This is a genomic window from Sphingomonas sp. G-3-2-10 (assembly GCF_012927115.1).
GTDB lineage: Bacteria > Pseudomonadota > Alphaproteobacteria > Sphingomonadales > Sphingomonadaceae > Sphingomonas.
Genome location: NZ_JABBFY010000002.1, coordinates 1 through 19,211 on the forward strand (window position 1 = coordinate 1; position 19,211 = coordinate 19,211).

The 19,211-nt window shown below is 68.7% G+C and carries 18 protein-coding genes; 7 read left to right on the forward strand and 11 right to left on the reverse strand.

Going from position 1 to position 19,211, the window contains the following annotated elements:
• Positions 1–398: 398 nt before the first annotated feature.
• Positions 399–1,193: an NAD(P)-dependent oxidoreductase gene (locus tag HHL13_RS16515; protein WP_169557022.1), complete on the forward strand. Its 795-nt coding sequence runs from the start codon at positions 399–401 to the stop codon at positions 1,191–1,193.
• On the opposite strand, the gene HHL13_RS16520 is transcribed toward HHL13_RS16515, so the two are convergent.
• Genes HHL13_RS16520 through HHL13_RS16530 form a run of 3 tightly spaced genes read right to left on the reverse strand, consistent with a single transcriptional unit; the run spans position 1,180 to position 5,042 of the window.
• Entirely contained in the window at positions 1,180–2,856 is a 1,677-nt protein-coding gene (locus HHL13_RS16520; protein ID WP_169557023.1) for an ATP-binding cassette domain-containing protein, read from the reverse strand. The genes HHL13_RS16515 and HHL13_RS16520 overlap by 14 nt on opposite strands.
• Positions 2,857–2,877: 21 nt before the next feature.
• Entirely contained in the window at positions 2,878–3,957 is a 1,080-nt protein-coding gene (locus HHL13_RS16525) for a nucleotidyltransferase family protein (RefSeq protein WP_169557024.1), read from the reverse strand.
• Positions 3,954–5,042: a hypothetical protein gene (locus tag HHL13_RS16530; RefSeq protein WP_169557025.1), complete on the reverse strand. Its 1,089-nt coding sequence runs from the start codon at positions 5,040–5,042 to the stop codon at positions 3,954–3,956. Before HHL13_RS16530 ends, HHL13_RS16525 begins: the two co-directional genes overlap by 4 nt.
• Before the next feature lie 24 nt (positions 5,043–5,066).
• Here HHL13_RS16530 and HHL13_RS16535 point away from each other — a divergent pair, with 24 nt between their 5' ends.
• The 5 genes from HHL13_RS16535 (at position 5,067) to HHL13_RS16555 (ending at position 9,560) form a co-directional block, all read left to right on the forward strand.
• The gene (locus HHL13_RS16535) at positions 5,067–6,503 is read left to right on the forward strand and encodes a glycosyltransferase family 4 protein (RefSeq protein WP_169557026.1); all 1,437 of its coding nucleotides are present in this window, start codon (positions 5,067–5,069) and stop codon (positions 6,501–6,503) included.
• A gap of 58 nt (positions 6,504–6,561) precedes the next feature.
• On the forward strand, positions 6,562–7,242 hold the full coding sequence (locus tag HHL13_RS16540; RefSeq protein ID WP_169557027.1) for a glycosyltransferase: 681 nt from the start codon (positions 6,562–6,564) through the stop codon (positions 7,240–7,242).
• Positions 7,235–8,383, forward strand: a complete 1,149-nt coding sequence (locus HHL13_RS16545) for a hypothetical protein (protein ID WP_169557028.1) — start codon at positions 7,235–7,237, stop codon at positions 8,381–8,383. Before HHL13_RS16540 ends, HHL13_RS16545 begins: the two co-directional genes overlap by 8 nt.
• 71 nt (positions 8,384–8,454) lie before the next feature.
• Positions 8,455–8,889, forward strand: coding sequence for a PqqD family peptide modification chaperone (locus HHL13_RS16550; RefSeq protein WP_169557029.1), 435 nt, complete (start codon positions 8,455–8,457; stop codon positions 8,887–8,889).
• Positions 8,890–8,912: 23 nt separating this feature from the next.
• The gene (locus tag HHL13_RS16555) at positions 8,913–9,560 is read left to right on the forward strand and encodes a glycosyltransferase family A protein (protein WP_169557030.1); all 648 of its coding nucleotides are present in this window, start codon (positions 8,913–8,915) and stop codon (positions 9,558–9,560) included.
• Position 9,561: 1 nt separating this feature from the next.
• Here HHL13_RS16555 and HHL13_RS16560 read toward each other — a convergent pair whose 3' ends face one another.
• Genes HHL13_RS16560 through HHL13_RS16580 form a run of 5 tightly spaced genes read right to left on the reverse strand, consistent with a single transcriptional unit; the run spans position 9,562 to position 14,604 of the window.
• Positions 9,562–10,518, reverse strand: coding sequence for a hypothetical protein (locus HHL13_RS16560; RefSeq protein WP_169557031.1), 957 nt, complete (start codon positions 10,516–10,518; stop codon positions 9,562–9,564).
• Complete coding sequence (locus HHL13_RS16565) at positions 10,511–11,626, reverse strand: GNAT family N-acetyltransferase (protein ID WP_169557032.1); 1,116 nt, start codon at positions 11,624–11,626, stop codon at positions 10,511–10,513. Before HHL13_RS16565 ends, HHL13_RS16560 begins: the two co-directional genes overlap by 8 nt.
• Positions 11,623–12,792, reverse strand: a complete 1,170-nt coding sequence (locus tag HHL13_RS16570) for a hypothetical protein (RefSeq protein ID WP_169557033.1) — start codon at positions 12,790–12,792, stop codon at positions 11,623–11,625. The genes HHL13_RS16565 and HHL13_RS16570 overlap by 4 nt, the downstream gene beginning before the upstream one ends.
• Complete coding sequence (locus HHL13_RS16575; protein WP_169557034.1) at positions 12,789–13,658, reverse strand: ThiF family adenylyltransferase; 870 nt, start codon at positions 13,656–13,658, stop codon at positions 12,789–12,791. The genes HHL13_RS16570 and HHL13_RS16575 overlap by 4 nt, the downstream gene beginning before the upstream one ends.
• Positions 13,651–14,604 (reverse strand): hypothetical protein, encoded by a 954-nt coding sequence (locus HHL13_RS16580; RefSeq protein ID WP_169557035.1) that lies wholly within the window; start codon positions 14,602–14,604, stop codon positions 13,651–13,653. The genes HHL13_RS16575 and HHL13_RS16580 overlap by 8 nt, the downstream gene beginning before the upstream one ends.
• Positions 14,605–14,826: 222 nt before the next feature.
• On the opposite strand from HHL13_RS16580, the gene HHL13_RS16585 reads away from it, so the two are divergent.
• A complete protein-coding gene (locus tag HHL13_RS16585; RefSeq protein WP_169557036.1) occupies positions 14,827–16,860 on the forward strand; it encodes a TonB-dependent receptor in 2,034 nt (677 codons plus the stop codon).
• Here HHL13_RS16585 and HHL13_RS22860 read toward each other — a convergent pair.
• The 3 genes from HHL13_RS22860 to HHL13_RS16600 are packed head-to-tail and all read right to left on the reverse strand — an operon-like array spanning position 16,839 to position 19,192.
• Positions 16,839–18,179, reverse strand: coding sequence for a sensor histidine kinase (locus HHL13_RS22860; protein WP_169557037.1), 1,341 nt, complete (start codon positions 18,177–18,179; stop codon positions 16,839–16,841). The genes HHL13_RS16585 and HHL13_RS22860 overlap by 22 nt on opposite strands.
• On the reverse strand, positions 18,176–18,838 hold the full coding sequence (locus tag HHL13_RS16595; RefSeq protein WP_169557038.1) for a response regulator transcription factor: 663 nt from the start codon (positions 18,836–18,838) through the stop codon (positions 18,176–18,178). The genes HHL13_RS22860 and HHL13_RS16595 overlap by 4 nt, the downstream gene beginning before the upstream one ends.
• Positions 18,839–19,192, reverse strand: coding sequence for a PepSY domain-containing protein (locus HHL13_RS16600; protein WP_169557039.1), 354 nt, complete (start codon positions 19,190–19,192; stop codon positions 18,839–18,841).
• Positions 19,193–19,211: the final 19 nt, after the last annotated feature.

The following is a 19,211-nucleotide window of genomic DNA, read 5'->3' on the forward strand; positions in this document are numbered from 1 at the left end:
CTAGGCCAAAAACCTAAGCCGCTGGAACGACTTGCTTTTACCGAGCACCTTGCGCCTAAATCCGCAAGACCCGGAGCCGCCGCCCACATGTCCCTTCATCTATATCACTATGTCAAAGAGCGCGCCCAACCGACCCACGAGAAGTGGAGCGCAAACCGAATTGCGCCAATAGAAGTGCTCCGAAGAGCCCATCCGTTATCGAAAGAGCGTTGGCCCTGGGAGACCCAGGAACCGGCGGGAAGCGTCAGCGCCCCGTCGGGAGGGCGGCATTTATGAGGGACCCACTGAGTCGTCAACCCCGATTTTCAAAAAAGTTGGATCGCACTGCATTTTATTCGAGCCCGGCTTCGCGAGCCCGTCTTTGATATTCGCTCCCGGGCTGCCAGTCTGGTGCCCGGATGCCGAACGTGGCGGGCGGACGATACGGATATGAGATGCTGACCATCCTGATCACGGGCGCAGCGGGCACACTGGGCCAGCTTCTCCATGCCCACCTCGCGCAGGCGGGCGATATCACCCTTCGCCTCCTCGACCGGAAGCAAAGCGACGGCCCGATCGAAACCTTCGACCTGACGGATGCCGCTGGCGAATGGTCCCCGCTTCTGGCCGGAGCGGATGCGGTGATCCATCTCGCCGCCAATCCCGATCCCCGCTCCGGCTGGGCCGATCTGGCCGGGCCGAATATCGACGCCGTGCTCAACCTATACCGCCTGGCGGCGCAACATCGGGTCCCGCACGTCATCCTCGCCAGCTCGATCTGGGCAGCCGCAGGGCGCCGCCACGACGGCGGGCCGATCGACGCGATGGTCCGCGATCCCGGCGACAACCCCTATGGCGCGACCAAGCTCTTCGCCGAACGGATCGCCCACGCCCATTGGCGGTCCGACGGGATCGCAACCACGATCCTCAGGATAGGGGCATACTCGCCCACGGGGTCGACCGGAGGTCTGCGGAAAGGTTGGGATATGGAAGCACGCCTCTCGCCACACGACCTGTGCGCAGGGATGGATAGGGCGATCCGCGCCCCGGCGCAGGGTGTAAGGATGCTCAACCTGATCTCCCGCAACGACCATGCGCGCTTCACGCTGGACGAGGCCCAAGCCACGATCGGCTATGTGCCGCGCGATCACTTCGCCGCGCCACCGGCGACGGCCCCGCTGCGCCGCCTCCTCGCCCGGCTCAGGCGTCGCTGATCGCTTCCAGCCGGCCATTCGCCAGCACGAGCCGACGGTCGAACAGGCCGGAGGGCGGCGGGCGATGCGAGATGGCGAGGATCGTGGCGCCGGCGCACGACTCCGTCACACAGCGGAATACGGCCGTCTCGGTCGCGACATCGAGCTGCGAGGTTGCTTCATCGAGAATCAGCAATTCGGGCTGGCGGTAGATCGCGCGGGCCAGCGCAACCCGCTGCCGCTCCCCGCCCGAAAGCCGCGCGCCATGTTCGCCCGCCGGATCGTCGAGCGACAAGTTGAGCTTCAGTGCTTCGAGCAGTGCCGCCGCACGCTCGCGATCGATCGCGTCGGCTTCACCGGGAAAGGCGATATTCTCGAGGATCGAGAGATTCCCGACGAACGGATCATGCGGCACCAGCGCCACGCGGCCGCGCCGGATGCGCGCGAGAAGATGATCGGCGTCACCGTCAATCTCCACCGCGCCGCGATCCGGCAGCACCAGCCCGCACGCAAGCAGGATGAGCGTCGACTTCCCCGTGCCCGACGGCCCGGTGATCAGCACCCGCTCGCCCCGCGCAATCGTGAGATCGGCATTCTCGATCAGGGGCGAGTCCGGCACATAGCCGAACGTCACCCCGCGCAACCGGATGCTTTCGCGGATCAACGGCGTCCCCGCGCTGCCGCCCGCGTCGAGCTGCTCCCGCTCGATTTCGCGATCGGCATGGGTCTTCGCCAGATCAGACGCATGGGTGCCGAGCTTCTGAACGAAGACCACCGATCGCTGGAGCGCAGGCAGCAGCCGCACGGACGCCGCGGCAAACAGCGCCAGCGCACCGATCAGCGCATACCCGCCGCGATCCTCCAGCGCGAGTACGCCGATCAAAACGCACACCGCCGAAACCAGCACCAGCTCCCGCGCGTAGGCCGGCAGATTGAGCAGGGCGTTCTCCGCCGCGACGGCCCGTCCGTGACGATCAGTCTGCTCGCGGAAGCGCCAGGTCAGCGCATCTTCGCTTGCCGACAATTTCGTCAGGCGCGGATCGCCCAGCGCGGCGTCGGCGATCATCCGCATCCGGTTGAGCGCGTCCCATCGCGCAGCCCCTGCCCGCCGGCTTGCCGGTGCGCTCGCGACGGCCTGCACCGCCAGCAACAGGCCGAGCCAGACGACCAGTACCAGCGTCGCCACCGGCTCCTTCACGATCAGCACGATCAGGATCGCCAGCGCGACCGATCCGTCGACGATCAGATGGACCAGCGGGAGCAGCATCTGCTGCACCAGAGCGGTGGAAGCGATGAACAGCGTCTGGCGCTGCTCAGACCGGCTGGCCTCGCGCTGGGCGCGATAGGGCTGGCCGAGATAATTGCCGAACAGCCGGGTCACCAGCCGCTGCTGCTGATCGAGGACCAGCGCGAACACGCTGCGACTCACCAGAAAACCCGCGGCCAGCCGGAATGCGAGGAAGGCGATCAGGACGCCACCCGCGACGAACGCGGAGCCGTGCATCACGGCCGAGGCGGGAGCTTCCCCGCCCGCCTCGACATAGACGCGCAGGAAGAACAGCCGGATCAGCAGCAGCGCGATCAGATCGAGCGCGACGATCGGCACGATCCTGAGCAGCAGCGCCGCGAAGAACCGCGCATCGACGAACGAACGGAGTTGCCTGAGCGTCTCCCCGCTGATCATCGCCGCACCCGCCGCGAACCGTCAGCCTCTGGCGGAACCGACATGCCGCAGCACCTCTCGCCAGAGCAGATCCGGAACGGCCGCGCGTCGCTTCCCCATCAGCATCCGCAGCAGGATGGCGGCCTTGTAGCTGTTCGTCGAGACCGCCCCCGCGCGCGTTTCCAGAATGAAGCGGTTCTCCAGCCGCTCGACGAAACTGGGCCGCGCAGCCATCGCTTCCACCATCACCAGGGCCGGGACATCGACCGCGAAATGCTCGGCGAGAAACCGCAGCGCGAGGCTCAGCCGGTAGAAGGTCCGCCCCTCCCGGCTGACCGACATCAGCCAGTCCCAGTCGATCCGCTCCGCATCCCGGCGCAGGATCGTCGCGGCGTCAGGGATCCAGCGCAGCGGCGCCTTGAAGTTGCGGCGCAGGCCGTGGAGCAGGACCTGCATCAGCATCGCGGTGGGATCGGGCCGCAGCGCCTCGACGCCCGAAACCACGATCGGCAGCGCGCGATCCCACAGGCGGCGCTCGGCATCGGGCGGCATGTCCTCGTGACCCGGCTGCCAGTGAAGATCGACGTCCGCGCCATTGCCTTTGCTGAGTTCGATGGCGTGGGACAGGAGCAGGTGCCGCCGTCGCCTTGCATCGAAGCCGTTCGCCGGGCGCCACCCCGCCGCTTCGAGCGCACCGAGTGCCGGAGCCGCGCGATCCGACGGCACCAGAAGGTCGGCATCGCTCATCGGGCGCAGGCCCGGCTCGTCATAATAGTCGAGCGCCAGCGGCACGCCCTTGATCACCATGACCGGGATGCCTGCCGAAGCCAGCGCGGCCACGGCTTGCGCGGCCGCCGCGATCGCCCGGTGGCTCTCGACGAACCCGCGCCGACGCACGCCGGCGACAAGGCCCGCGTGACGGATTTCCGTTCCGTCGCCCGCGATATTGCGATGAACCAGCGGCAACAGGCCAAGGCTGCCGGGATCGACCGGCCCGGAGAGATCGACTGCGTCGCACCAGCGATCATAGGCCTCGCGCGCCGCCGGGCCATCGGTCAGCGCCGCGCGCAACAGCAGCATCTGGTCATCGGTCGGCCAGAGATATCCGGTCGCGACGTTCATGCCGCAGCCTGCCGGTCCCTGGCCGCCGTAACGCAAGCGGACAGGGCCGGTGCGATTCCATCCATGTCGCTGCCGAGATGCAGCGTGAAGGCAGGCACCGCGCGGACCAGCCGTGCAAGGCGGGCCAGCGCTTCGCCCCCTGCTCCGGGCAGTTGGAACAGCGTCGTCGGCGCGAGCGCGGTGAGTGCCTGCGATGCGGTGGCCGGCTCCCACCGCGTCTCGCACGCTTCGCCGATACGGGGAAGGACGATCGCGGTGATGGAGGCGGAAGCCACCCGCTGCGAGGGCGCCAGCTGGAGCACCGCCTTGTCGTGCGGCGTGGCAGGACCATCGGCGAGCGAGCGCAGCGCGGGGAGAAGATGGAACGACTGCTCGGTCAGCTTGGCAGTCGAGTAGATCGCATGCACCTGGGGCTGGCTGTCGCTCGTTCCAACGAGAACATAATCGTCGCCCAGATAGCCCAACCCTGCCCCGGCGCAGACCATCGTGGTTGTCGACTTGCCCGAACCGCCACGGCCGGCGAGCAGCGCCGCGCCATCGGGCGTCGCAACCGCACCGGCATGGGCAAACTGCGCACCGGCCGCCGCGAAGAACCATGACAGCGGCCCGCGAAGCGGCGCGGCGCGCTCGTAGCGCGGCAGGGTTGCCGCATCGCGAACCCACACCCATGCCCGCCGCCGATGCGGATCAAAGGCAGCGAGATAGCCGGCATCCTCATGATAGGCCGCGACGATCCCGTCGATCTGCAACGCGGGAAGCTCGCCGCGATTGGCCCAGCCCGGCATATCCCAGAAGGGTGCGGGCGGCGTCACCCCGGTCGCCGCCTGATCCCAGATCGTCAGCTCGAAATCGCCGAACGCCGTATCGGATTCCGCTGGATGCATGGCATGGCTGAGCGCCGGCTCCAGCCAGTTCCGGATCGCCGGTCCGCTCGCCCGGATATGGATTCGCACGCCGCCGATCCGCAGCAACCATGCCGTTTCAGGCTGTTTGCGCCGCGCCGCCGACGCAGCCGTCTCCAATGCAGCGAGCCAATCCCGCACGTCCGGCGCGGACGACGGATAATCTTCGCTTTGAATCTGCACCGGCGATCATAAAAACAGCCGCGAATGGAACGCAATCCCCGCATCCGGCCCCGCATCCTGCACGTCATCGAGCAACTGGCGCCCGGTGGCGCGGCAACGGCGCTGGTCGAAACCGCACGGCATCTCGCCGCCGGCGGCCAGCAGCACCGCGTGCTCTCGCTCGTCCGGCCGGTAGCGGCGGCATCCGATTATGCCGCGCGGGCGGGCCTGGCCGTCGTCGACGGCGGGGAAATCGCGGCGGACGATACGATCGACCGGCTGATCGCGGAGGCCGATATCGTCTGGGTCCATGCCTGGACCAGCCCGGTGCTGGACGCGTTCCTGCGCCGCCCGCACCCGCCCGCACGCTGGCTGATCTGGCTGCACGTCGCTGGCGACAGCGCGCCGCATATGCTCACGCCGTCACTGGCGGCCTTTCCCGATCTGCTGGTGGCGTCCAGCCCCTACACCGCGACGCGGCCAGTCTTTGCGAACGCGCCCGCGCAAACCGCGATCGTCCTGGCGAGCGGCGATCTTGGCGGCTTTTCCGAAGCTCGCGTCACGCCGCCCGGCCCGGACTTCCGCATCGGCTATATCGGCACGCTCGACGCCGCGAAGATGCATCCCGATTTCGTGACGCTCAGCCGCGCCGCGAACCTCCCGCCCGCGCGCTTCGACATTTACGGTCGAGGGGCCGACGGAGCCCGGCTTCGCGCCGAGATCGACGCCAGCCGGGACTTGCGCTTTGGCCTCCGCGGCTGGGCCACCGACGTACCGGCCGCCCTCGCGACAATGGATGCCTTCGGCTATCCGCTCGCGCGCAACAGTCATGCGACGGCCGAACTGGTGTTGCAGGAAGCGATGGCCGCCGGGGTACCGCCGGTCATCCTCGATCACGGTGCTGCGGTGCATCTGGTCGATCACGAGCGCACCGGGCTGATCGCCCGCGACGAAGCCGATTATCCGCGCTGCCTCGAACGACTCGCCGCCGATCCGGCGCTGCGCCGGCGGCTCGGCGAAGCGGCGCGGCATCATGCGCTGAGTTGCTTCGGCGCAGTCCGGGCGGCGCGTGCGTTCGAGCCACTCGTCGCCAGCCTGCTCGCCCGCCCCCGGCAGGCCCGCGTCTGGCCGGATCGGGCAGACACCGGCGCCGACCGTTTCCTCGCCGCGCTCGGCACGGCGGCGGAAGTCTTCGCCGCCAGCCGGAACGGCGAGAACGACGCAGCCGACGCCGCCATCGTCACCGTATCCCCCGCCCTCGCCAGCGCGACTTCCGGCGGGATCCTGCACTGGCGGCGCTGCTATCCCGATGATCCGTGGCTGCGCTTCTGGTCTGGGCTGGTCCATCGCGGTCAGGGGAGGATGGTGCCCGCACTGGGAGAATTGATGCGCGCCCGCGCGCTCGGCATCGCCGCTCCCGGGCTAGACCGGCATATCGCCGAGTGCGTCGAAGCCACGACACGCACGTCGCAAGGGGCTTGAGTTCCGCTCGCGCTTGCCCGAACGACGCGGGCTTGAGTTTCCGCAGCCGGGGGTGCGCGTGCCTGTCATTTCCGTAGTGCTGCCGGTCCGCAATGGCGCGCGCTGGATCGCCGGCGCGTTGCGCTCGGTCGCCGCCCAGACGCTGCCGGCCGACGAGATCATCGTGATCGACGGACAATCGACCGACGAAAGCGCCACGATCGCCGCCGGGTTCGACCGCGTCAGCGTGGTCCGGCAACCCGATCTCGGCGTCGCTGCCGGCCTCAATCTGGGGTTCGCCGAAGCGCGTGGCGATCTGATCGCGATGATCTCGTGCGACGATCTGTGGCGGCCCGGCAAGCTCGCGCTTCAGGCCGATCTGCTGCGCGACGAAGCGCTGGACGTCGTTTTCGGTCAGGTCCGCTTCTTCGTCGATCCTGCCGATCCGCAACCGCCCGCCATCCGCCCCGGGCTGCTCGACGGGAGCCATCCGGGGCATCTGCTCGAAGTGATGATGATCCGGCGGGAAATCGCGCGGAATATCGGGCCGTTCCGTACCGATCTGCCGGTCGCCACCGATGTCGACTGGTTCGCCCGCCTCGCCCAATCCGGCGCGCGCAAGGCGATGCCGAGCGAGGTGCTGGTCGACAAACGCCTCCATGCCGGTGGCAATGCCGCCGACCCGGCGCGTACCCAGCCCGAGCTGCTGACCGCGCTGCGGAGCGCCATCGCGCGCAAGCGGGCTGCCCGGCATGGCTGATCCGCGCTTCGCCATCGTCGTCACCACCATCGGCGCCGGCGAGTTCCTCGACATCTATGCCGCCAAGCTCGGCGAGGAAGGACTGCTCGATCGCGCGACGATGATCGTCATCATCGATCGCAAGACACCTGCCGCGATCCACGACGCGATCGCCCGCGCCCGCGCCGCCGGACTGGACATCCGCTGCCCGGATCTGACCGAACAGGATGCATGGCTCGCCCGCCTCGGCGCGATCCACGGCTTCATCCCGTGGAATTCGGATGCGCGCCGCAACATCGGCTACCTCATGGCCTATGAAAGCGGTGCGGACGTGATCGTCGGCATCGACGACGACAATCTGTGCGAGCTTCCCGGACCGTGGCTGGGCGACCATGCAGTGGTCGCAGCGCCCGCAGCGGAACACCGCGTCACGCGTTCGGCATCGGGCTGGTACAATCCGTGCGCGCTGCTCGAGACCGATCCCGCGATCGTCCATCCGCGCGGCTATCCCTATGCCCGGCGCAACGAGCAGCCCGCGCTCGTCGAGCAGGCGTTGCATGGCCGGATCGACGTCAATGCCGGGTTATGGCTCGGCGCGCCGGACATCGACGCCTTCAGCCACCTCGCAGCGCCAGTCGACGCGCGTTCGCTGCGCGGCGGATCGGTAGTCCTCGATCCCGCCAGCTGGGCGCCGGTCAACACCCAGAACACCGCGATCCGCCGCGAAGCGATGGGCGCTTGGTGGTTCGCGCGCATGGGGGCCAGCATCAACGGCCTGCGGATCGAACGGTTCGGCGATATCTGGAGCGGCTATTTCCTGATCGCCTGCGCGCGCCATCTGGGCGGACTGGTGCGATTCGGCACGCCGCTGGTGATGCATCGCCGGAACAGCCACGATATCGGCCGCGATGCACTGCACGAACTGCCCGGCATCTGGCTGACCGAAGACATCGTCGCATGGCTGCACGAGCATGAGCTGAGCGGCGGCGACTATGTCGAAACCTATCGCGCGCTGGCCGACGGGCTCGATGCCTTTGCCGGTACCCGGCCCGGCCCCTTCTGGACCGCGTCGGCGCTGGACTTCATCGGCTCAACCACCGGCGGTATGCGCGCCTGGGCGGATGCGATCCATACCATCGATGGACGCCCGGCGGGCAGCTGACGCGCCGACATTTACAGCCACCGCCCTGCTTGATACGCGGTGCCCGGCATCCAGCGGAAAGTGGGTTGAGCGTGAATAGCAGGCATTATGTCGTCAATGCGCCGACGGTCGTGGGCGAGATCATCGACGACGAGGCCGTGATCCTCAACCTCCAGACCGGGCTCTATTTCAACACCGCCGGATCGGGCGCGGAAATCTGGGCCGGGCTCGGTTCGGGCGCGAGCGTCGCGGCGCTGGCTGCCCGGCTCGCCGGCCGGTTCGACATCGATGCCGCAACCGCCGCCAATGCCGTCGCCACCTTCCTGACCACGCTCGAAGGCTATGAACTGGTGCGCAGCGAAGACGCGCCCGCCGATGCGCCGCAGGTCGTCCCGGCCGCGCGCGGCGGCGAAGCCTTCGCCCCGCCCGTGCTCGGCACCCATTCCGACCTCGACGATCTGCTTCGGCTCGATCCGATCCACGATGTCGACCAGATGGGCTGGCCGATCGCCAGCCGCCCCGCCTGACCGCCATCGAGCCCAGCGGGACGATGCCGACGGTCAGCCTCGTCGTCCCCTGCTTCAACGCCGCGCCGTTCCTGGCCGCCGCGCTGGGATCGGCGCTCGCCCAGACGCGCCGGCCGGACGAGATCATCGTCGTGGATGACGGATCGACCGACGGCAGCGCCGCGATCGCCGCAACCGTCGATGGGCCGATCCGCGTCCTGCCCACCGCCAATCTCGGCATCGCCGCCGCGCGCAATACGGGCATCGCGGCCAGCAGCGGCGCGGTCATCGCCTTTCTCGACGCCGACGATCTGTGGACGCCCGACAGCCTTGAAAGCCGCCTGTCCTTCTGGGGCCAGCGGCCGGAACTCGACTATGTCTTCGGATCGGTCGCCTGCTTCGGCGATGCGACCGGCGCGCCGATCGGCCTGCCCGAGCCGGGGCGCCTTGCCGGCAGCCTGTTGGTGCGGCGCGGGGCATTCGATGCGATCGGCTTGTTCGACACCAGCCTGCGCACCGGGGAGACCATCGACTGGATCGGCCGTGCCGATGCGGCAGGCTATCGCTCGGCCGGCACCGGCACGGTCGCGCTCCGGCGTCGCGTCCATACCAGCAATACCACGCGCGATTCGAGCCAGTTGCACGCGGACTATCTCAAGATCCTGCGGCGCAACCTGACACGGCGGAGCTGATCTAAACGATCAGTTGCTGCGGCTCCCACCTCGCCCGCACCGGCGCGCGTCCCGAACGCGATCCGATCCGGAATACACCGATCAGCGCCCTGTCTTCCGGAAGACGATGCTCGGCCGCGAGGAGACGGTTCGTTTCCTCCCAATCGGCCAGAACCGACAAGGGACAGGCCGCCAGCCCGTGACGCTCCATCGCCAGCCACGCGCGATACAGCGCGCGGCCGGCTTCGATCGCGGGCTCGCCCGCCGGGCGGATGAACAGCGCAATCGCCGATGCGCTGGCGGTCTTGGCGCGTTCCGAAAGCAGCAGGCGCGCGAGTCCGATCCGGTCGAGCGTGCCGAACAACGGTCCCAGCACCAGCCCGGCCGCACGAGCCTCGACGGGGCTCAGCACCATCGCTTCGGCATTCAGCCCGTCATGGTCCCAGTCCGGATGCGTCCGCGTCAGCCGCATCCATTGGCGCAGTTCGCGGCGATGCGCGGAATCGCGCAGGAAATGCATCGACGCATCGTCACCCAGCGCGGCGATGTGCGCGATCGCCGTGGCATCGCGGACCAGCACGAGGTCGCCGCTCTCGGCCTCCAGCCGGTCGAGCGGCGCACCGGCGGCCAGTGGCTCGAAACTACCGCGCCAGGTTGCCCGGCTCTCGATCTCGGGCATCGGCGCCGCCGCCGCGTCGCTGTGCACGCGAATCGCGGCGAGCGCGCCATCGGCTTGCTCGACCTGCCCCGCCCACCCCTCTGCCGCCAGCGCGAGCAGCGTGCCCTCAAGCGCCGTGCCGTGCGAGATCAGGATGTCGCGTCCGGCGGGATCGGCGGCCGGAAGGCGGATCGAAGGCGTGTCGAGCAGCAGGATGCGCCCCTCCCCGTCCAGCGACCAGCGCGTCGGCTGCACATTATGGACGCTCGGCGCGAGCCGCGCCCGGGCGACGAGGCGAGTCAGCAGATCGGGATCAACCATCGAGGCGCTTTCCGAAAATGGCGAGTTCGTGCAGCGATCGCGCGCCGATCTTCTCCGCCTGGCGCAGGCTCGCGCCGTTGACGTCGGCGATCCAGGTGCCGCCCACGCTGGCATAGCCGCTTGCCTTCAGCGCGGTCGCCAGCCGGAACAGCATCGCGCCGTTCAGTCCACGATTCTGATGCGCCGGATCGACCGAATAGAGCAGGATCACCGCGCGCGAGCGGCTGAGCCGGTGGCGCAGGAAGTGGATCGGCGTCGCGATGCCGAGCCGCGAGCGGGTATCGCGAATGAACGGGTTCATGTCGGGCACGCAGAGCAGCGCCCCGACCGGTTCGCCGCGATGATGGACGATGACCGGCAGGCGGAAATCCATGATCCACATCATCTCGCCCGCCTGAAACTCGAACTCGGCGGGCGTGAGCGGGACGAACATCGGGTTGCGATCGAACCCTGCATTGAGCACGCGCCGGGCATCCTCCATCCGCGCGGCGAAGGTCCGGCGCGTCACGCCCAGCCATTCATATTCGGGATCGTCGAGGATTGCGCGCTGCTTCGGCCCGAGCAGGACCGACGGATCGAGCTGCTCCAGATCATAGGCGAAGGTCGTCATGTCGAAGACCGGGCGATATCCGTTGGAGTCGAGCAGGCGCGCGATGTGCGGCGGCGACCACATCATGTCGGTATAGGGCGCGGCGTCGAACCCGCCGGTCACCACCCCCGCCATCTGCATCGCCGTCAGGTTGAAATTGCCCGCGATCTCGTCCGCGCCGCGCTCGCGGCCCCAGCCCTCCGCCGCCTCCAGCAAGGTGCGCGCGACTTCGGGTTCGTCGCCGCAGTCGAAGAAGCCGAACTGCGCGCGGCGGGTGCCGTGACGCATATTCGATGCATCGTGGATCGACGCGACGATCCGGCCTACCGGTTTGCCGTCGCGATGCGCGGTGAAGAGCTCGAACCGGCCATGCCCCTCGGTCACCAGCGGGTTTCGCGCCGGATCGAGGATCCGGTCGAGGTCCCCGCGCATCGGCGAGACATAGGGGCTGCCGGCCGAATAGACCCGGAAGGGAACCTCGAAGGCCGCGGCGCGGTCGCCGGTGCGAAGTGTGATCACGAGCCGTTCCTTCCGGTTGCCGCCGCCAGCAGCCGCTGGGCGAGCGCGAGATCGGTCTCGGCGGAGACATTCGCGGACAAGCCGGGCAGATTGATCGCAAGCCATGCCAGCGGCGTTTCGCGCAGGGTCAGCAGATGCGTCGCATTGTGCGTCTCGAAAATCGCGGCGATCGCTTCGGCCCGGATGTCGTCGGCGGCCAAGCCCCAGGGCGCGTCGCGCCGGCGCAGGACGGGATAAGCAGCCGCCAGCGCGGTGGCAGCGGCGATATCCACGCCTTCGAGATGATCGTGCGACAGGATCGCGCCATTGCCCAGCGTCTCGCTGGCGGTGATCGTCTGCAACAACGCATCGCGGTCGCCGGCCGGCGCGGAGGCGAGCGCGCGGCGCAGCTTGAGACCCGCATCCTGCACGGCTACAGCGTCCGCGCCGATCGTGACCAGCAGCAGCGCCGCGAGAACGACAAGGCCGATCTGCACCGCGCTCAGGCTCGCCCCGGCGCTCGCCAGTCCGGCGCCGGCCAGCGCCGCGATCGCGACGAGGAACGCGAGCCATCCGATCCGTTCCCCCACGCGCCACGCGCCGATGGTCAGGCCGACCCAGCCGAGCAGCATCACCGCCAGCGGCGACATCCGCGCCGGCGTATCGGGCAGCAGCTCGCGGAAGTCGGTGAGCGCCGCCGGCACCAGCACGATCTGGCACAGCGCCAGCGCAATCACGGCGCGCACTTCGGCGCGGTCCAGTCCGCGCAGTCCCGCCAGCGCGATCGCCACCGCAATCGTCATGCCGATGCCGATATGCGCACCCAGCACCGGGGTTACCCAGCGGATATCCGCGAGCGCCGCAGCCAGCGCAGCGATCGTCCCGCCGAGGACGAGCAGCTTCACGGCAAGCGGCGCGTGCCGCCGGATCAGCCCTTCCACCACGAACAGCACGGCCAGCGGGATTCCCGCCGCGGCGACTGCGGTGAGCGTGTTGAACCCGCTGCCCGCGCCGAGCCAGAACAGGCCCCGGCTGGCATACATCGCCGCGAGAAGCCCCAGCGCCAGCGTCCATCGCCAGCGCATCGCGCCGAGCGCGTCGCGGCGGCGCACGGCGATCATCAGCGCGATCACCCCGGCAAGGCCCAGTGCGTTGATCAGGCTGTCGGTGACGGCGTTTGCGGTCATCCGCCCGTCATCCGCCGCAGCGCCCGCCTCACGACCGGCCGCAGCAGCGCGGCGAGCGGCGCCGGCAGCGGACGCTCGACGCGCGGCTTGTGGACATTGAGGAACCAGCCCCGGCAATCCGCGCCGCCAGGCCGTCCGGTCGCCAGCCGGATCGCTTCATAGGCCATCAGCATTCCGGTGGTGATCACCATCGGCGCGAACGACATCCGGCTGCGGCGTCCGGCCGCCACTTCGCCCGCCAGCGCAAGGTCGATATGATGCCGCGACGAGCTGTGCAGCATCACATGCTCGGCCTCGCGCAGGAAGGACGCGGCGCGATCGGCGTCGGTCACCGCCTCGATCGCCTTGCCGCGCGTGGGGTAGCCCAACCGCTCCTCGGGCGTCGGATCGCCCGGACGGGTCACATAGACGGAAGGGAGCGGGGCGGCATAGGCATCGATCACGGTCGCGCCATGCGCGCGGCCCGCGCGATAGAGGCGCAGGCTGGCGACGAGATCGTCGGTGCCGTTGATCACGATCTTCGCGGTCTCCAGCACGCGATCGAGATGATCGGGCCAGTCGCCGCCCAGGACTTCGATCTCCGCCTCGGGGTTGATCCGCAGGCACTGGTCGCGGCTGGCCTCCGCCTTGTGCCGCCCGGCCGTATCGAGCGTCGCGAAGAGCTGGCGATTGAAGTTGGAGACTTCGAAATCGTCGAGATCGGCGATCACCAGCCGCGAAACGCCCGCGCGCACCAGCGCCATCAGGCACGCGCCGCCCATCCCGCCGACGCCGCACACGAAGACCGGCGTGCTGCGCAACCGTTTCTGCTCGGCTTCGCTGACGAACCCGATGTTGCGCGTCGTCATCGCGGCATAATCAAACATCCGGTTCCTCCCGCCACGGCCGCAGCCGTCCCCATCGCCGCCCCGGGCTGAGCCAGTAGATCGCCGGCAGCACCGCGCGCTGCACCAGCAGGAACAGCGCCGCGCCCAGCATCGCGGGCAGCGAATGCCGCGGCACGTCCTGCAGCAGATAGCGCCGCGCCGCGGCCAGATTCATCTCGCCGATCTGCAGCACGTCGTCGCCGCGATCATAGTCGAGCGTCGCTTCGCAGAATTCGTTGTAGATCGCTTCGCGATGCTTCGGCGCGGCATCGAACCGCTTCTTCAGATGATCCGATCCGCCGCGATAGGCGTCCTCGATCACGAACCGCGTTTCGTCGAACCGCACATCGTCGCTGACCCCGAACGCCGCGCGGTGACGCTGCATGATCTGGCGGGCCAGCGCGAGATGATCGAAGCGCCGGACCGCCCCGGCGGCGGGCGAGGGAAACACGTTGCTGAAGCCCTCGCAGACCAGCCCGACCACGGCCGGCACCTGCGTGACGCTCGAGATCCAGAACGGCCGCAACTGATTGCGCACGAACAGCAGCAAGGTGGTCATGCCGTAGAGCGCCCAGGAGAAGCCCTTGCCGCGCGTTTCGGGGTCGATCAGGACCAGGCCGAGATGGGTGACCGTCTCGGCGCGACCGCGATGGGTGACGTCCAGCACAGCAAGCGCGTTGAACGCGACCGGCCGGCCGGTCTGCCGCTCGCGGATCAGCATGATCACCGTACGATCGAGCGCCCCCGACCCAGCGAGAAACACGCCATAATCGAGCTGGCCGCCGGGCAGGGACCGTTCGGCGACCTCGCGCAACGCGGCGGTCAATGCCGCCTGCTCCGTAGCGGGCATCCACCGGCCCGGCCGTTCATAGAGATGCGCTTCATGCGCGGAGGACAGGCGCACCGACAGGTTCAGGAACGGCTGGACAACGGCCTTCAGCCACATCGGCAGCGGCGCTCCTGCGGGGAGAAGAGATTGGTCACCATTCTTGCACCCGCTGTCATGCCGGACGGCAGTAGCATCATAGCCCTGTGGAAGTTACCGATTTCTGCAAATCCCGCCCCCGATCGGGCGCGAATCCGCCTGCTGACGCGATGCTGACAGCCGATGCGAGGCTGGCGTCAGCCGTCGCAGGGCAAGGCGCATCCCAGCAACAGGAGCTGGATCATGCGCGCCATTCTCATCCTTCTCACCGCCTCGACGGCGCCCCTTTCGCTGATCGCAGCAACCCCCGCGCTCGCTCAGGAGCAGGGTACGGAAGGCGTCACGCGCTATCCGCCGGACTTTTTCGCGCGCGCCCAGCCAGTCAACGCCAACGACATGGGGGTGCTGGTTCCCGGCTTCCGCATCATCGAAGGCGACGCGGAAGTACGCGGCTATTCCGGCGCGGCGGGCAATGTCCTGATCGACGGCCAGCGCCCGGCCGGCAAGGCCGAGACGATCGAGACGTTGCTCAAGCGGATTCCGGCCTCGCGAGTCCGCGAAATCCAGCTGATCCGTGCCGGGGCGGCGGGGTTCGACATGCAGGGCTACGCGGTGATCGTGAACATCGTCCTCGAATCGAACAGCAAGCTGAGCGGCCGCGCCGAAGGCGAATACGCCATCTATCGCCACGGCTATCGCGCGCCGCGCGTGGCCGGTCAGCTCGCCTATGGCAGCGGATCGCGGCGCATCGACCTGTCCGGCGCCGTCTATCGCGAAATCGACGACGAGCATGGCTATGGCAGCCGCAACCGCTATGCGCTGAACGGAAGTCCGGTGCGGCTGGCGAGCTATTTCCAGCCCGAAGGCACCGATGTGATCGAAGGCACGATCGGATACCGCCAGCCGCTGACCGGCGGCGACCTGCGCCTCAGCGGCCTGATCCGCGACGCGCGGATGTTCGCCAATATCGGCTATGACGTGCGCGTGCCCGCGATCGAGACGATCCGCGGCAGCGAGCGCAAGCACACCCGTACCTACGAAGCCGGGCTGCGCTATGAACGGCCGCTGGGCGACGCGAGCAGCGTCGAGCTGATCGCCAGCCATCGCGCCGTTTCGAAGACCGCGCTGGAAAGCGAGACGTCCGCATCGGGCAGCGATCGTTCGAACGAACATGCCGACAGCAGCGAGAGCATCCTGCGGGTCGCCTTCCGCCACCGCACCGGGCCGCTCGCGCTGGAAATGGGCGGCGAAGGCGCGATCAACATCCTCGACAGCGCGAACCTGTTCTTCGAGGACAATCTGCCCGTCGCGATCCCGAACGCCCATGTGCGCGTCGAGGAGCAGCGCGCCGAGATCTTCGCGACCGCGACCTGGACGCTGTCTCCCGGCCTCTCGCTCGAGACCGGCGCGCGCTATGAATTCTCGCGGCTGGAGCAAAGCGGCGACACCGAACTCGGCAAGTCGCTCGCCTTCCTGAAGCCCCGCGTACGCCTGAGCTGGATGCCGGGGAAGCGCGATCAGTTGCGCTTCCTGTTCGAGCGCGAGGTCGGCCAGCTCGACTTCGGCGATTTCGTCGGCGCGGCTTCGATCAACAGCGGGACGATCAGCGCGGGAAATCGCGACCTCGAGCCCGACAGCCTGTGGCGCGCCGAGCTTTCCTACGAACATGGAATCGGCGCGGGATCGCTGGTGCTGGCGGCGCGTCGGGAATGGATCTCGGATCTGATCGATCAGCTGCCCATCCATGACGGCGGCACGGTCTATGACGCAGTCGGCAATATCGGATCGGCGACGCGCACGGCGTTCGAAGCCAATCTGAACCTCCCGCTCGATTCCTACGGTCTCAAGGGAGTGACGGTGAAGGCCGACGGCCTGTTCCAGCGCAGCGAGGCGACCGATCCGACCACCGGCGAGACGCGCCGCATCTCAGGCGACACGCCGGTCGAAGCCGGCGTCACACTGACCCACGACATTCCCGCATGGCAGCTGCGCTGGGGCAGCACTTGGGTGTTCGCCGCCGAAGACAGCGACTTCAAGGTCTCAGAAGTCCAGACCGACCGAATCGAAGGCCGGCTGGACCTGTTCGTCGAATACAAGCCGCGCGGCGGCTGGTCGCTGCGCCTGTTCGCCAAAAACCTGACCGACAGCCCGGTGACGCGGACCCGCGACGTGTTCACCGGGCCGCGCGGCGTCAGTGCGCTCCGCTATCGCGACGTGCGCACGCTGCGCAGCGGACCCTATTTCGGTCTGACGATTCAGCGCAGCTTCGGCGAGTGATCGCGCCAGCGCAGATGCGCGGCGAGACCGCCCAGATCGGAGCGGCCGAGCGTGAAATCCGCCTCGATCGCTTCGGCGAGATCGCGGACAATCGCGAGACCCAGCCCGTGGCCGGCGCCCGCCTCGTCGAGCCGCGTTCCGCGCTGCATCGCCGCGACGGCGGCGGCGTGATCCATGCCCGGCCCGTCGTCCTCGACGCTGATGGCGAACGCCGTTCCGGCGATGCGCACCTGCCGCCGGGCGTGGCGCGTGGCATTCTCGATCAGCGCGCCGAGCATTTCGGCCAGATCGGCGCTCTCGACGGGAAGGCGCAGTTCGGGGTCGATCTCTACGGTGAAGGCGATCCGCTCGCCGCTCTCTGTGCGCTCGATGACGGCGACGAGACCCTCGACGATCCCCAGCGGGGCGGATTCGCCACCCCCGCCACGCGCGGCGGCGGCGCGGGAGCGGGCCAGTTCGGTTTCGAGCGCCGCGCCCATCGCTTCGATCGCGCGGTCGAGCCCCTCGGCGGCGGTGACCGCGCCGGCGTCGCGCGCGCGGCGGCTCTGGGCGGAAAGCACGGCGAGCGGAGTCTTCAGGCTGTGCGCCAGATCGGCGGCGCGGCGGCGGGCGCGGCCGAGATCGCCTTCGCGCGCCTCGGCCAGCGCGTTGATCGCACCGGTCAGCGGGGCAATCTCGCGAGGATGCGAATCCGAGAGGCGCGCGGCGGGGCTGCGCCGCAGTCGGTCGAGTTCCTGCCGCAGCCGGTCGAGCGGGCGCAGGCCGAGGCTGACCTGGACATAGGCGGCGAGCGCCAGCACGAGCCACAACAGGCCGAGCGACAAGGCAAGTTCGCGATCGAACTCGCGCAGCGCGCCGCGCATCTCGCCATCGTCCTGCGCGGCACGGACCGCGACCACGGGCCCGCCCGGGTTCAGGCGAATCTCGCGCCCGACCATCGTCAGGCGCTTCTCGAACGGCCCGGCGACATTGGCGGTGCTCCAGCCGGTCGCCGAAATCGGCGCGGCGGGCAGGCTCTGATCCCATAGCGACGGCGATTGCGCGCTGCCGCCCGGCGCGACCGCCTGCCAGTAGAGCCCGCCGGCCATCGCCTGCAGCCGGCTGTCCGGCAGTTGCGCCTCGACCAAGGGCTTGCCCGAGGCATCCAGCCGCAGCCCGGCGATCACCTGTTCGGCCAGCCGCTCCAGCGCCGCGGCTTCGCGCCGTTCGACATGCTGGTGGAACAGCAGCGAGATTCCGAGCCAGGCCAGCGCCAGCGCCGCGAAGATCGCCACCCCGGCCCCGACGAGGAGCCGCAGCCGCAGCGAACTGCGCGTCACCCGGCGCGCCCCGCCAGCGTGTACCCAAGCCCACGCCGCGTCTCGATCACGTCGCTGCCGACCTTGCGCCGCAGCCGCATCACGATCGCTTCGATGGCATTGGTGTCGTTGCCGTCGCCCGAGCCGTAGAGATGCTCGGCGATCTCCCCTGCCGCTACGACGCGATCCTGATGCGCGAGGAAATTGAGCAGGCGGAATTCGAGCTGCGAGAGCTGAACCGGGTTGCCCTCGATCGCGACCGTCATCCGCACGGTATCGATCGTCAGCCGGCCGATCGCAAGCACCGGGCTGGCATGCCCCGCGGCGCGGCGGACCAGCGCCTTGGCGCGCGCGGTCAGCTCGCCCATCGCGAAGGGCTTGGCCATGTAATCGTCGGCACCGGCTTCGATCCCCTCGACCTTCTCGGTCCAGTCGCCGCGCGCGGTCAGCACCAGCACCGGCATGTTGCGCCCGGCATGGCGCCAGCGGCGCAGGACGCTCAGCCCGTCGAGGCGCGGCAGGCCGAGATCGAGGATGGCGATCGCATAATTCTCGACATCGCCCTGGAACCAGGCCTGATCGCCCTCGCTGCAACGATCGACGACGAAACCCGCGGCGGTCAGCGCGCGTGCGACGTCTTCGGCAAGATCGGGATCGTCCTCGACAAGCAATGCGCGCATTCAGTCGTCCTCGATGCGAACCACCGCACCCGTGCGGGCGTTGAGTTCGACTTCCCGCACCCGGCCGGCCGGCGTCAGGATCTTCACTTCATATTTGATGCCCCAGGGCTCATCCTCAAGCTCGACCTTGATCACGTTACCGGGCACCTTCGCCTGCGCGATCGCCAGGATGCGCGGCAGGGGCAGCAATTCGCCGCGCTGCACGGCGGTGCGGATGGCTTCCTGAGATGCGCGGTTGCGCTCTTCCTTCGACTGTTTCTTCGGCGCGTCCTGCGTCATGGCCGGCGCGGCGAAATAGGTTGCGGACGGCGCGATCAGCGCGATGGCGGCGAGGATTTGGGGGATATGCTTCATGATCGATCCATTCGGTGCG

Excerpts from the sequence above, each read along its gene's own strand:
- HHL13_RS16535 (WP_169557026.1), top strand. The coding sequence starts at position 5,067 with ATGGAACGCAATCCCCGCATCCGGCCCCGCATCCTGCACGTCATCGAG.
- HHL13_RS16545 (WP_169557028.1), top strand. The coding sequence starts at position 7,235 with ATGGCTGATCCGCGCTTCGCCATCGTCGTCACCACCATCGGCGCCGGC.
- HHL13_RS16515 (WP_169557022.1), top strand. The coding sequence starts at position 399 with ATGCCGAACGTGGCGGGCGGACGATACGGATATGAGATGCTGACCATC.
- HHL13_RS16575 (WP_169557034.1), bottom strand. The coding sequence starts at position 13,658 with ATGTTTGATTATGCCGCGATGACGACGCGCAACATCGGGTTCGTCAGC.
- HHL13_RS16570 (WP_169557033.1), bottom strand. The coding sequence starts at position 12,792 with ATGACCGCAAACGCCGTCACCGACAGCCTGATCAACGCACTGGGCCTT.
- HHL13_RS16525 (WP_169557024.1), bottom strand. The coding sequence starts at position 3,957 with ATGAACGTCGCGACCGGATATCTCTGGCCGACCGATGACCAGATGCTG.
- HHL13_RS16595 (WP_169557038.1), bottom strand. The coding sequence starts at position 18,838 with ATGCGCGCATTGCTTGTCGAGGACGATCCCGATCTTGCCGAAGACGTC.
- HHL13_RS16520 (WP_169557023.1), bottom strand. The coding sequence starts at position 2,856 with ATGATCAGCGGGGAGACGCTCAGGCAACTCCGTTCGTTCGTCGATGCG.
- HHL13_RS16580 (WP_169557035.1), bottom strand. The coding sequence starts at position 14,604 with ATGTGGCTGAAGGCCGTTGTCCAGCCGTTCCTGAACCTGTCGGTGCGC.
- HHL13_RS16600 (WP_169557039.1), bottom strand. The coding sequence starts at position 19,192 with ATGAAGCATATCCCCCAAATCCTCGCCGCCATCGCGCTGATCGCGCCG.
- HHL13_RS16585 (WP_169557036.1), top strand. The coding sequence starts at position 14,827 with ATGCGCGCCATTCTCATCCTTCTCACCGCCTCGACGGCGCCCCTTTCG.
- HHL13_RS16555 (WP_169557030.1), top strand. The coding sequence starts at position 8,913 with ATGCCGACGGTCAGCCTCGTCGTCCCCTGCTTCAACGCCGCGCCGTTC.
- HHL13_RS16560 (WP_169557031.1), bottom strand. The coding sequence starts at position 10,518 with ATGGTTGATCCCGATCTGCTGACTCGCCTCGTCGCCCGGGCGCGGCTC.